The sequence below is a fragment of the Lysinibacillus phoenicis genome (assembly GCF_047238325.1).
GTDB lineage: Bacteria > Bacillota > Bacilli > Bacillales_A > Planococcaceae > Lysinibacillus > Lysinibacillus irui.
This window is the reverse complement of the sequence record NZ_JBDFMP010000002.1, coordinates 3,752,182-3,764,351: the sequence shown is the minus strand read 5'-3', so window position 1 is coordinate 3,764,351 and position 12,170 is coordinate 3,752,182. Positions and strand designations below refer to the sequence as shown.

The window sequence follows — 12,170 nt, the reverse complement described above, 5'->3', positions numbered from 1 at the left end:
AAGAAAAATGCGAAATATTTATCGTAAGGCAAGCAAGGCGTAGCTTAAAGCCTTTGCTTTCTTTAACTCTACCACATTTTCAACGTGATGCTTGAAATCAAAAATTGCGTTGAGTACTTCGAACAGCCACCAGTAACTTCAAGTGCAGTTTGAATCCCTAGCAAAACATTCAACCTCACTGTGTTTCGAAAGAACCATTGCCATAGCTCCACTATTAGGGGTGATTTCCTTTATCGTACAAAATCAACCATTATTTTACGAAAAACAATGTGATAATTTTTATGGTAGAATAGAATAAATAATTCTTTAGGAGATTTTCAAAATGATTTTAACAAAGCAAGAAGCAATACAAGCATTAAAAAAGAACAAGTTCATCGGTTTTACGATTACAACAGGAAATATTATTATGAAAAAGATTAATAAAACCGATTATAATATTTTTGTCTTTGAAGAAGGGAAAGAAAAACCTTTACGTTATGTTGGTTCTATTATGAACGTAATGGCGACAATGAGTGATAAAGCCTCAAATAAAGACTTTTTCATTGTTGAACAGTTACCATCAGAAAATAGTGCTGTAGAAGCTCAAACTACTGAACATGAGGCAACAACAGAAGAAAAAGTAACACCTGTTAAGGAAAAAGAAGAAACTGTTGCTGAAGAAAAAGAAGATATTGTTGTTGAAGAAAATGAGGAAAGCCGTGCTATCGCTGGCTATGAAGGATTATATGAAATGACGACAAGTGGTCGAATTATTACGGTCCGTGAAAACCGTGCGTTAGCTCGTTGTAATGATGAGTACGGCTTCCATATTGCACGCTTGACGAAGGATGGCAAAGCAACTAGTCATAATGTTTTTGAACTTTGGAAGCAAACATTCCCAGAACTAGAGCAAACTCATTTTAAAGGTGCTTTAAAAGCAAAATATGGTACAGGCTGTAAGCTAATCGATAAACCTGGTATCCACTTTTAATCATGAAACACCCTCAGCTTTTTTGCTGAGGGTGTTGTCGTTTAGAATTGATATATTTTTCGCCATTTGAACAATTGTAAGATACTGATTTTCTCCACTTTACGGAAACCCGCTTGTACCAACTTTCGCCTTCTTTTTCTATCAAACCACGGGGCAATCGTACAAACGGCTCTTCCTTCTCTCTGGACATCAGCAATGATATCAACGAGTTGCTGACTGTCATACTCTCTTATATACGACATATTATCTGCTAGCTCATAGGAATAGTTAGCAGCTTCTTCAGATGCTATTTTATCATGCCTCTTATATATAATTTGATCACCATTTCCCAAAAGTCGATAGCCCCTATAGAAACTTGAAACATAGTTTGCTCGCTCATGCATCTCCGTAATATCCTTCATTGATACTTCTTGAAAGTTCACTTGCCCGAAAGCATATTTTTGTTCTGCTATATAAACATCTAAAATATGTACTGCTAAAAATCGTTGTATTATCCTAACTGAAGCTCTTAACCAATCTTTTATTTTCGCGTGCTTCATAAAATATCGTAGTTCTCCTAAACGGTCCCGCTTCCATTTCACGAGCTGATGATTATTCGTTAACTGACCTTTTAAGCGATCTCGTAAGACCATCCAGGATTGAAGTACACGCTCTTTTGTTCCTTTCGTACTCATAACAAATTTTCTTGTAAAATCAATATGGGTATACCATTCAAACTTGTATGGCTCATAGCCACTTCCTAGATCATAATAACGATAGCCTACATCATGTGCTTTTAACATATTTTCTTTTTCAATAATGCGGCCTGGGCCAAATAGATTGAAGTCAGGCTCATGTCCCATTGCCAGACAAAAATTACGCTCTCTACAGCAAAGGTCAATCGTAAACGCAATCCACCGGCCTTCAAATTGCAGGCTGTCCACCTCTACTCGCAATGCCTTATCGGAGACCTTGGCCAATCGCTCGTAGAACAATCGAGTCTGATTTTCTGTAAAACCACTTTTATCAATTTTCTTTTGCCACCTTCTCGTAAATAACGTAAACATGTCTTGTAAATGATGGTGATTTGCTTCTTGAAATGCTACATGACCAAGTAACTTTAATTTATTTTCCCGGCGCTTCAAACTTTTGAATTTTTTTCGATGCTTCTGCAAAAAATTATCAAGTGTGATTGATTGAAAATCTATATAAGGCGTGACAGTCCGAAAAATGGAATGTGGCATCTGATATTCTATTGCAAATTTTTCTAATTCTTGAGAGGTATTTTTACTTTCTAACAATCCATGTAACACCATTAAATAACGCCTGTATTTTTTTGAAAGCTCCTTCAGCATAAAGTCAATGGAACGTTCAAGCCAATTCTTTTCAGCGACTACTTCCATATAAGTCGCAAACCCTTGTCCCAAAAAGCCAAAATGATGCACCTTACCAAACCGTACTGTATGCACTAACGGAAAAAAGGCAACTGCTACTCCTTGATATTCGACTACATAAATCTCAACATTGTCATGAGTCCCTAATGTTGTCCACCAAGTTGAGACCCACTCGTACTCAATAAAAGGATTATCATTGTGCTCTCTTTCGAGTATTGTTGACCAAGTACTTCGATAGGGCTCTAATGCTTCAATAGTCGTGATAAGTTTATACGTAAGCAATTTACTATATCGCTCCTTTTTTCCATTATCATCGCCATACATGTTGTAGCCACTATATTCTTAGCAAAAAAATATTAGAACATTTCATCCACATGAAAGCCCTTCCTTATCACAGTCATAGGAAGGGCTTAGTCAACTTTATATTTTTACAAGTGGTACTTCTTCTTTTTTTACGGTGTTAGCCATATGTGTAGTCGCCACAAAGCTTAATGTCATACCAGGCCCAATCGTAGCACCCGGTCCAGGATACGTTTCTCCCATGATCGACGCTGAACAATTACCTGAAGCATATAATCCTTCGATTGGTTCGCCATCTGCCTTAATAACCCGAGCATGTTCATCCACTACCAAGCCTCCCTTTGTGCCAATATCGCCTGGATATATACGTAATGCATAGAAAGGAGCTTTTTTGATCTCTGCTAAATTTGGATTTGGCAATGTTGGGTCCCCATTAGAATTATCATAGGCACTATCACCACGATAAAAATCATCATCATGACCATTTCGGGCAAAGTCATTAAAACGATTTACTGTCTCTATTAGACTTTCAGGCAGCACATCCATTTTTCTAGCAAGTTCTTCAATGGACTCTGCACTTTTCACGATGCCATGATCAAACCAGCTTTTTGGGAAGGCTTGTCCTGGGAACAGACCTGTAAAAATATAACGGCTTTTAGCAGAGGCATCAATGACTATCCATGAAGGAACAGCCTGTTGCGTGGTCTTTTGATGCTCGTACATGGTATCTACAAATTCATGATAAGGAGCCGCTTCGTTCACAAAACGCTGTCCTGCGCTATCTACAACAATCATATTTGGTACGCCCCTGTCCGCTACTAGGAAGAAGGGTTGTCCTTGTGGATCAATAACAGAAGGCGCTCCCCACACTTTATCCATTAAATCTAATGTAGCGCCAATTTTTACACCTGGTTCTATAACGTCACCTGTTTGTCCCTCTGGTGAAGAAGTCCATGCAGCGTTCGTTGGGCTTGGTAAATATTGTTCTCGAAGTGCTTGGTTGTGTGAAAAGCCGCCTGATGAAAGAACAACACCTTTCTTTGCCTCAATTCGCAGCTCTTGTCCATCTCGTTCCACAATGATCCCCATCACTCGACCCTTATCCATCATAAAATCTTTAAAGGCCGTTGATAGCCAAAGCTCACCATTTGCCTCCGCTAGCGATAGTCGTAAACGTGCTACTAAAGCTTCACCTAACGCAACTGGCTCACTTTTTGTCACCTTTGATTTTACTAGGCGCATGCCTAATTTCAGTGCAGTTGTTTTACCTTTTAACGTCCGTGTTATCATATTAACTTTATGAAACTCATAGCTATTCATTGTAAAGCCCTTAGTTGATAGAGTTGCTCGACGCATAGTATGCGCTAAAGAGCCCATTTTCGTTAAATCGAAAATTAGTGGTTCAATGGAACGTCCCTGAGACAAGCCCCCTGGTTTTTCTGGATAGTAGTCCGAGTAACCTTTTGCATATTGGAAACGCATATGCTTAGTTTTATTGTATAAAAATCGCAACATTTCTGGGCCTCTTGTAATATAGGCCTCCTTTAAAGCTTCAGGCACTCGATCACCAACTGTTGAATCTAAATATTGGCGTGCAAGTTCATGTGTATCTGGAACACCTGCACCTTTAATAACATGATTATTCGGAATCCATAAGGCACCGCCTGAAATAGCAGAAGCACCACCATAGCGATCCGTTTTTTCAATTACTAATGATTTCAAACCTTGTAACTTTGCTGTTAAACCTGCTGTCAATCCCGCAGCTCCAGAGCCTACTACAACTACATCATAACTTGCATCCCATTTCATTCAACCATTCCTCCCTTAATGAGCTAAATCGATGAATCTGGTCTTCCTATTAGAAAGTATAGAATTAAACTAATATTCAGTCAATTTTTCCATCCCAACATTACACACAAAAAAAGGAGCGTCGACGCTCCCTTTAAGGTTTTAAAATCACTTTAATACAGTTATCTTCACGGTTACTAAATAGTTTATAGGCTTTACTTGCTTCCTCTAATGGTAGCTTATGTGTAATTATGTCAGTCGGATCAAACTTTCCTGCAGTGATTAAATCAAATAATTTTGGCATGAGATGAATAACAGGTGCTTGGCCCATTTTTAGAGATATATTACGTTCAAACAGATGTCCTAATGGAAATTGATTGTACTTAGCGCCATAAACACCTGTAATTTGGATTGTGCCAAATTTGCGTACTGCATCCATTGCAATTCGCAGTGGGCTTAATGTTCCTCCTTGTACTTTCATTTTTTGTCCGATAGCTTCTAAAGGTGTTTTTTTCCCATCCATACCAACGCAATCAATGACAACATCTGCTCCACCTTTCGTTATTTCACGAATATAAAAAGCCACTTCATCGTAATCGTCTAAATTAATAATTTCAACATTGTTCATTTTTTTCGCGTGGGCTAAGCGATAGCTAATATAATCAACAGCAATTACTCGCTTTGCACCCTTCATCCATGCAAATTTCTGTGTCAATAAGCCCACTGGTCCACAACCTAACACCACCACTGTATCGCCCTTTTTAACTCCCGCATTTTCCACACTCCAATAGGCAGTTGGTACAATGTCCGATAAAAATAAAAGTGCTTCATCCTCTAGCTCACAAGAGTCAGGAATGACAAAGGGCATAAAATTGCCATAGGGAACATGTAAAAATTCAGCTTGTCCACCAGGATAATTACCATAACGCTGGGTAAAGCCTACGTACCCTCCTGAATCTACTCCAAGATTGTCATTGGAATGATCACATTGACTTTCCATAGCATTGTTACAATAAAAGCAATCTCCGCACGATACATTAAAAGGTAGGATTACACGGTCCCCCTTTTTCACCTTGGTCACATCTGACCCCACTTCTTCTACAATGCCCATTGGCTCATGTCCAATCACATAATCTTTATTCGTAGGAATAGCTCCCTGGTAAATATGCAAATCTGAACCACAAATGGCTGTCGAGGTAATACGGACAATGATATCATCCTTCTTTTTAATAGCTGGGTCCTCTACATTTTTAACTTGAATGTCTTTAATCCCTTGATATGTTACTGCCTTCATGTCAACATCTCCCTTTTACAAATTATCAAGCATCGATTCTGACACTATTCTCTCCTTCTCTACCCGACAGTATGCACAACAAACTTCCTTTATAGATTGTATACAGCCAAGTGGACAGAAAGCATAATCGTTTCTAGTTAGCATATATTTGGTAAAACAGCTTTTAGTTTAAGATAGGGCGGAGGAATTTACAGGTGAGTGCAATGATTCTTGGTGGATTTCTATTTTTTAGTGTGAGCATAGGAGGCGCGATTGCCTGGATTTTCTCTAAGCTATTTCAGCATACAACGCAAGGGCTATCTTTATTATGCGGGGGTTTTTTAGTCGGCTTACTGGTGCTAGATATCATCCCTTCTTCCTTTCAAATCTATCAGTCTTTCGGAGTCATTCTTGGTATTTTTATTGGTTACTTCATCTTTCAGTTATTAGATACCCTATTTCATGCTTCCCATGCACAAAATCCCTCAGTCTCTCTATTAACGCTAGCTATGATTATCCATACTATTCCCATTAGTCTCACCGTCGGCAATTTACTAGGAAACGCTGCATTAAGTATTTCACTCACTGCGTCCATCATTCTTCATCATGTGCCAGAAGGTTTTGCTCTATCGACTGCACTCATTTCACAGGGTGAAAGGCTTTGGAGACTTTTTATTTATTTCTTTATCTTCTCTATTTTCTTTAGTCTTTTCATTTGGCTTGGACAATATTGGGCCTTAACCGAAAAGGCACAGGGCATTTTAATGGGGATTTCCATTGGATTGATTGCGACGGCCAGTATTTCTGAATTCATTTTGCATCAAATCCAAAAAGTCTCCTTCCGATCATTTTTTATGTATCTTTTCTTAGGCTATTTTCTCAGCTATATTTTCCATATTCTCGTTGAATAAAAAGGGGTGTCTCTATGGATATGAGACACCCCCTTTCCTATTAAGCTTCTTCACTCAATAGCAATAAAGTCATTGTTAAAATTTTTGAAACCTCTGCACGAGTTAGATAGCCTTTTGGATTAAATTTGCCATTCGTGCCATTTAATATTCCTAAATGCTGCAATAGACCAATAGCTTCTACTGTTTCTTTACGCATTTGGTTTTTATCTGTAAATGTGTTGTTTTTACTTACTTGAGATAGGTCAACTTCCATTGCTGTTAAGTACCTAGCAGTGATATAGGCCATTTCTTCGCGTGTAACAGGCTTTTTCGGCTGGAATTTGTCGCCGTCGAAAATATCTATTAAACCATATTCTTCAAGAATAGCTACTTCCTTTGCACCCCAGAAACCATTCAGATCCGTATAAGAAGCAGGACCCTCATAATCTTCATTCACATTTAAGCCAGAGGCACGGAAAATAATAGCTGCCAGTTCTCCACGAGTCACTTGACCATTTGGATTAAACGAAGTTGCCGTTGTGCCATTAATGATGTCTGTTTGATAGAGCAACTGGATATAGCTCTCAGCCCAATGCCCAATAGCATCCTTGAAATAACCACCTGGTTTTAACTCAACATCTGCACGACCAAAAACCATGATCATCCCATTTAAATCTTCAGCACTAACCGCTTCCCATTTACCAGCAGTATAGATTTCACTCTTGAAGCCATTTCCAGTTTGTGTGATTTTTATTTGGATGGCATTCCCGAATATTTTCTTAAATTCCTCATAGTTTTCCTTAAATTCTTTTTCTCCCTCAGGATAAAGATTTGTACCATCTTTGTAGGATTGAAGAATCGCCTCTAACGAAACCTTTACCGTAATACTATTTTTTGTTGTAACAATCGTTACCTCATTATTTTCAAAGCCTATTTTAGATAGCAGCAACATTTTATAAACATCTTGATAAGACATGGCTTGTAATTGATTTGTGGCTGCAACAGCTTGCTTTGGATGGATGATACTTGCCACATCCACAGCTTCCTGTGCATATGCCTGCCCGCCAAATCCTCCTGTAAAACATGCAATACTTAGTGCTCCAGCTAACATTATTTTTTTCACTGTTCTTCCCCCTTAGATTCATAAAATCAGTGTACTAAAACAACAGTTTGTAAATCTATAATAAAATGTAAATTATGCAAGAATTATATAAAAGACCTATTTTTCACATATTAGCATTTTACTACTTCAATTTTTCAATTCGGAAGGAGTCCAATAAAGAAATACGATAATTTTTTATTGCTATAAGAGAAATTCACTCAAATTATAATAAAACATGTCGCTTTACATGATACAAATGCAACCTAAATTTATGAGTAGGTATAAAGTAGAGGAATGCCCTAAATTTAGTAAGTAGCTGCTTGGAATGGTTATCAGCTTAGAATTATATATCTAGCCCTTGAATTGCAATAGATGGCGGAAAGCTTTGCCCATTGCTGGGATCAATTATAAATAGAATATCTTGTTCCAGTATTGGATTAAAAGACTCCACCATTTTTGGCATCTGTTAATCGTTTATGTATTCATGTCATTAATCGACTCTTTGAGAAAACCATTGTTCAATCATATATATTTAATTGTTAATACTGCATATATGTTGTGTCTTTTTTGGAGCCCTGTAGTAACCTTTAAGGAGCTTATAGTACATCATCGTCATACACCTAATCATGATATAAACAACAGGAGTTTCAATGTGTGGTTTTTAGTATGGTAATTAACTTTTAAAACACCGCCATTTGGCGGTATTTTAACTAATTGGCACGTCGCTGTTGAATGGTAATAAATAGACCAAGTAAGTGATCAGTTGTCATTACACCTTTCCTTAAATCTTCTAAATGTGATTCTTGAATAACCCCTTCTTTGATTGCTTGTGCTATATAACTCTCCGTTTCTGTACGTATTGCTTTCGAAGCTGGGTTCCATGCTTGAGCCACTTTCGTCTCCTCCTCGTTTTCTACGATAATTAACTGGACTTTCTTTTTACTGCTGATAGGTACAATGACTTGTCCCTCTAATTTATAATTAGCTGGCATCTTCCAAGATTTCGGTACCTCGAAATGAGGTCGATCTTTATTACCTGTCCAATCACCACCCCATGTTATTCCTAGCTTACGAGCAATAGCTCCTACTCGTGTTAAAGTAACTTCATCATACAAAGATTGCGGGGGACCAATTGCAATATCCCATGCAAGGCGTGATGTATGATTGCTACTCAATGTCCAAGTTACAATTTGCCCTGGTCTAGTTCGACCTTGTGCATATAGGTAATTTTGTCTTTCCTGAGAACGATATGTTTCAGTAATAAAAATATTATTTATTCCTTCTTTATAGCATTCTTGAAATAATAAACGACATGCTATTTGAGCCACTGATAGCAACTGATCTAAATCTCTACAAGTCGTTGTTATATTCGTACTCATTTGCTGTCACCCTCATCAGATTGATCTTTTACAATCGCTAAAATATTTTTGATGAAATTTGGTGTTGGCAACCCCATCTTCGTTCCATTTTCGGTAATTGAAATAAATTCAAGGACGCAAAATGCAATAGCTGCTCCATCACCTGCATACTCGATCCCTGGAATCACAAAAGCAAGCAGGTAAATAGAACCTACCAACATCAAATAATAGATTTTTCTAATAATACCATTAACACCAATACGACTATTTAAATTATGATTAACAATTCCCGACAATATCCCAGTAATATAATCTATAGCCATAAATCCTATTAAAACAGTTACGGCAATACCCAAACCATTTACTGAGTATGAAATAAGAGCTCCAATAAATCCACCCAATGTCCCTATCCATTTTTCCACTTCACCACTTCCTTTTTGTAGAAAAGGCCTTCCATATATAGAAGTATGGAAGGCCTTTAGATAAGTTACGAATATTGTTGTTCATATCAGTTATTTTCTTACTTCTCCGCTGATTTGATTAAACTCTTGCTTAATTTTTTGTATAAGTGTGGGTCGGTTGTTTCCAAACGTTGCTTCAATGCTAAATCCTGTAGTTTCATAAATCTCTTTTATATCTGTTATTTGTGCATCCATCGAAATATTCCAATCAGAATTTTGGATGGTAATAAAATCCCCTAAGTCATAATCCTTTTGATATTCAAATGGACTATTTGTTAAAACTTGTCCCTCTAAATACTCTTCCTGCATGAATTCTTTTAATTGTTGTTTTCCACGATCAACTAAAGCTTCAGTTATTTTCTCCTGTGATATTAATTGTTGATTTTCATCAACTTCAGCAATATCTCTTGCATCAATAAAAACTTCATGGCGTTTTGTTGATGTATAGTCACCTACCTCGATGATTCGCCGATCCACACCTTCACCTTGTCCAGCAACTATTGCTAGATTTTTGTAATTTAATTCGCTTTCTGTGTAATGCAATGATTTTAAACTTTCAAATTGAGGTGAAAAAATGACGGGTGGATTAACTGATTGCCCTACTGTTAAATTCCTACCTTCCATAACATCAAATATCCACTTTTTATTTTTTAAATCCAGTGTTACATCCCAACCTAACTTACTCGATAAAGAAAGAATGTTCATGTCTTCTGCTAAGTTTTTAAATCTAGTCGAATAACTTAGTTGTATACCACGCTGCTGATCAGTTTCTATTAACAAATGTGGTATTTTTCTTTTACTATTAATCGGATTCACAAGATTCTGATATACATAGTATTTCATTACAGTTTCAGCTGTACCGGTCTTTATATCATATGCATTATTTGCAGGGGGAATGGTAATACGCTGAGCAATAATCGATTTAAGAGAGTACCCCTTAATGAGCCAGTTTTCCGTAACCTTCCCACTTTCATCTAATTCAATTTCTCGATGTTTAATGATAAAAACCTTATTCAAATCTGTACCGATCAGAATAAGGTTATCTTTTAATAAAGTGTTAGCGTATTTTATATGGCGATTTATTCGTAATTCTATTGTTCCTACATCATACCATGAACGATTAAAAAACATGGACTCATAGTTGTCAATTTCAGCTAATATATCCATGTTTAAGGATAGTATTCGGATAGGCTTGTTCATCCTAAACACCTTCTGTATTTAACCAATATTTTATCCCTCCAACTTTTTCAATTTCACTTTTTATAAATATTCACTTCTCTCATCCCCAAGCTTGTACTGTAATCACCAAAGTTTGAGCAGAGATTGTTGTAGAAGAATGGTAAGTCAATCTTACACGCACATAATTTCCATCAATAACAGTTTGGTATGTGCCATCAGTGTGAAAATACTTTGATACATTTGCCATAATAATACCATTACTGGTTGCACCACCTGCCTGACGAAAACTAGATTCTCCAGCGGTCAAAGATATGCTTGTTCCTGTCCTTTTTGAATTATTATCATAAGAAAAATCATGACAAATTATATTTGCGTGTTTAATGGTAAATCCAGCATCAAAAAGGAACTCAAGTTGATGTCTTGCTGCTGTTCCTACTTCGAATAAGAAGTATTGTTCTCTATATTTGAATGTTTGAATAGCTCTAACATTTTTAGCAATCGTCGCAAACTCTGCTGTTGGAGATGTTGCCACTCCCATGTCAGTAATAGCGCTTGCGACTAATGCTTTCCCATTACTGACAGATTGCTTTAAACCTTGTAGACTTGGCCCCCATGGTGACCACTGACCATTATAAAAATGTCTGATTTTCATATCTGCTTTATCACCAAGATATGACCTAGCAAATTGAGATCGACTACTATTTGGCCCAACAGTATTATAAAATATTTGGTCAATATACCAAAAATTATTACTACCTTCACTTTGAGCATTAGCATGGTTGGTAATTAAAATCGAATCTAGAGATGTATTTGGATCAGGATAATCCACACCAACTGATTTATCAGCTGCTATAAAATCTGCTTTCTTATCCCATTTTCCACGTTCTCCATCTTGAAGGTGCTTACTGTTGTCCGCAATATGTTGCTTCAAAGCATTATCATCAAAACTTGGCAAAATGTTACTATCAGCCCACGGACAAATATCATTTGTTCCACGTTCATCTACAACAGCTTCAGCTGAAATAAATGTCTGTCCCCCTACTACAAGAACTTGAGCTAAACTAATCTCGTAAAAATTTGCTATTTGGGTTAATGGTGGTGCAACAGGATTTGCAGACGCTACACCCTTTTTAATAAATGCTTTGACATATCTTGCCTCTGTACTTAAATCCATTCTAATAACTATTCTGTCGATACGACTATTTCCAAGTGACTCCGTATCATGTAGCAATTCTTTTAAACTATCATTTTCATAATAGCGCCCTAATATAAATGCAACCCCTGTGTCAATGGTTGTCATCATATTAGATCCATTTGCTGTAACATTTAATTGATTGCCGGCTGCTTTTAGAATGCCAGTATTTATTAACGTTTTAAAATAATCAGTAAACTCTTGAGCACTATATTCTCTATCATATGTTCCATCTTCTCTTTGTACTGGATCAAAAAATTTATATTTTTCTGCCATTTCATCAC

General features: G+C 36.9%; 10 protein-coding genes. 2 read left to right on the top strand and 8 right to left on the bottom strand.

Translation table 11 applies throughout. The features are described from left to right. Positions 1 to 322 precede the first annotated feature (322 nt). A complete protein-coding gene (locus ABC382_RS20285) occupies positions 323 to 970 on the top strand; it encodes a 3-ketosteroid-delta-1-dehydrogenase (protein WP_322611056.1) in 648 nt (215 codons plus the stop codon). 41 nt (positions 971 to 1,011) lie between these two features. Here the strand turns inward: ABC382_RS20285 and ABC382_RS20280 are convergent, their stop codons facing one another. From ABC382_RS20280 to ABC382_RS20270, 3 genes are all read right to left on the bottom strand, one after another. Continuing rightward, positions 1,012 to 2,667 (bottom strand): GNAT family N-acetyltransferase, encoded by a 1,656-nt coding sequence (locus ABC382_RS20280; RefSeq protein ID WP_412927064.1) that lies wholly within the window; start codon positions 2,665 to 2,667, stop codon positions 1,012 to 1,014. 96 nt (positions 2,668 to 2,763) lie between these two features. Beyond that, the gene (locus tag ABC382_RS20275; RefSeq protein ID WP_322611057.1) at positions 2,764 to 4,452 is read right to left on the bottom strand and encodes an FAD-binding protein; all 1,689 of its coding nucleotides are present in this window, start codon (positions 4,450 to 4,452) and stop codon (positions 2,764 to 2,766) included. A 133-nt stretch (positions 4,453 to 4,585) separates the two neighbouring features. After that, positions 4,586 to 5,725 carry a zinc-dependent alcohol dehydrogenase gene (locus ABC382_RS20270; protein WP_322611058.1) on the bottom strand — a complete coding sequence of 380 codons (1,140 nt, stop codon included), beginning with the start codon at positions 5,723 to 5,725 and terminating at the stop codon, positions 4,586 to 4,588. 203 nt (positions 5,726 to 5,928) lie between these two features. On the opposite strand from ABC382_RS20270, the gene ABC382_RS20265 reads away from it, so the two are divergent. After that, positions 5,929 to 6,615: a ZIP family metal transporter gene (locus ABC382_RS20265; protein WP_274797374.1), complete on the top strand. Its 687-nt coding sequence runs from the start codon at positions 5,929 to 5,931 to the stop codon at positions 6,613 to 6,615. A 40-nt stretch (positions 6,616 to 6,655) separates the two neighbouring features. Here ABC382_RS20265 and ABC382_RS20260 read toward each other — a convergent pair whose 3' ends face one another. The 5 genes from ABC382_RS20260 to ABC382_RS20240 all read right to left on the bottom strand — a co-directional run bounded on the left by ABC382_RS20260 (position 6,656) and on the right by ABC382_RS20240 (position 12,162). Beyond that, positions 6,656 to 7,717, bottom strand: coding sequence for an S-layer homology domain-containing protein (locus ABC382_RS20260; RefSeq protein WP_322611059.1), 1,062 nt, complete (start codon positions 7,715 to 7,717; stop codon positions 6,656 to 6,658). 689 nt (positions 7,718 to 8,406) lie between these two features. Continuing rightward, a complete protein-coding gene (locus ABC382_RS20255) occupies positions 8,407 to 9,075 on the bottom strand; it encodes a M15 family metallopeptidase (protein WP_322611060.1) in 669 nt (222 codons plus the stop codon). Further along, positions 9,072 to 9,476 (bottom strand): phage holin family protein, encoded by a 405-nt coding sequence (locus tag ABC382_RS20250; protein ID WP_274794305.1) that lies wholly within the window; start codon positions 9,474 to 9,476, stop codon positions 9,072 to 9,074. The genes ABC382_RS20255 and ABC382_RS20250 overlap by 4 nt, the downstream gene beginning before the upstream one ends. A 90-nt stretch (positions 9,477 to 9,566) precedes the next feature. Further along, positions 9,567 to 10,715: a siphovirus ReqiPepy6 Gp37-like family protein gene (locus tag ABC382_RS20245; RefSeq protein WP_322611061.1), complete on the bottom strand. Its 1,149-nt coding sequence runs from the start codon at positions 10,713 to 10,715 to the stop codon at positions 9,567 to 9,569. Positions 10,716 to 10,794: 79 nt separating this feature from the next. Continuing rightward, on the bottom strand, positions 10,795 to 12,162 hold the full coding sequence (locus ABC382_RS20240) for a pyocin knob domain-containing protein (RefSeq protein ID WP_322611062.1): 1,368 nt from the start codon (positions 12,160 to 12,162) through the stop codon (positions 10,795 to 10,797). Positions 12,163 to 12,170: the final 8 nt, after the last annotated feature.

What these genes read in the sequence shown, in the direction of transcription:
- ABC382_RS20285 (WP_322611056.1), top strand. Translation starts at nt 323, where the DNA reads ATGATTTTAACAAAGCAAGAAGCAATACAAGCATTAAAAAAGAACAAG.
- ABC382_RS20255 (WP_322611060.1), bottom strand. Translation starts at nt 9,075, where the DNA reads ATGAGTACGAATATAACAACGACTTGTAGAGATTTAGATCAGTTGCTA.
- ABC382_RS20245 (WP_322611061.1), bottom strand. Translation starts at nt 10,715, where the DNA reads ATGAACAAGCCTATCCGAATACTATCCTTAAACATGGATATATTAGCT.
- ABC382_RS20270 (WP_322611058.1), bottom strand. Translation starts at nt 5,725, where the DNA reads ATGAAGGCAGTAACATATCAAGGGATTAAAGACATTCAAGTTAAAAAT.
- ABC382_RS20240 (WP_322611062.1), bottom strand. Translation starts at nt 12,162, where the DNA reads ATGGCAGAAAAATATAAATTTTTTGATCCAGTACAAAGAGAAGATGGA.
- ABC382_RS20275 (WP_322611057.1), bottom strand. Translation starts at nt 4,452, where the DNA reads ATGAAATGGGATGCAAGTTATGATGTAGTTGTAGTAGGCTCTGGAGCT.
- ABC382_RS20265 (WP_274797374.1), top strand. Translation starts at nt 5,929, where the DNA reads ATGATTCTTGGTGGATTTCTATTTTTTAGTGTGAGCATAGGAGGCGCG.
- ABC382_RS20280 (WP_412927064.1), bottom strand. Translation starts at nt 2,667, where the DNA reads ATGTATGGCGATGATAATGGAAAAAAGGAGCGATATAGTAAATTGCTT.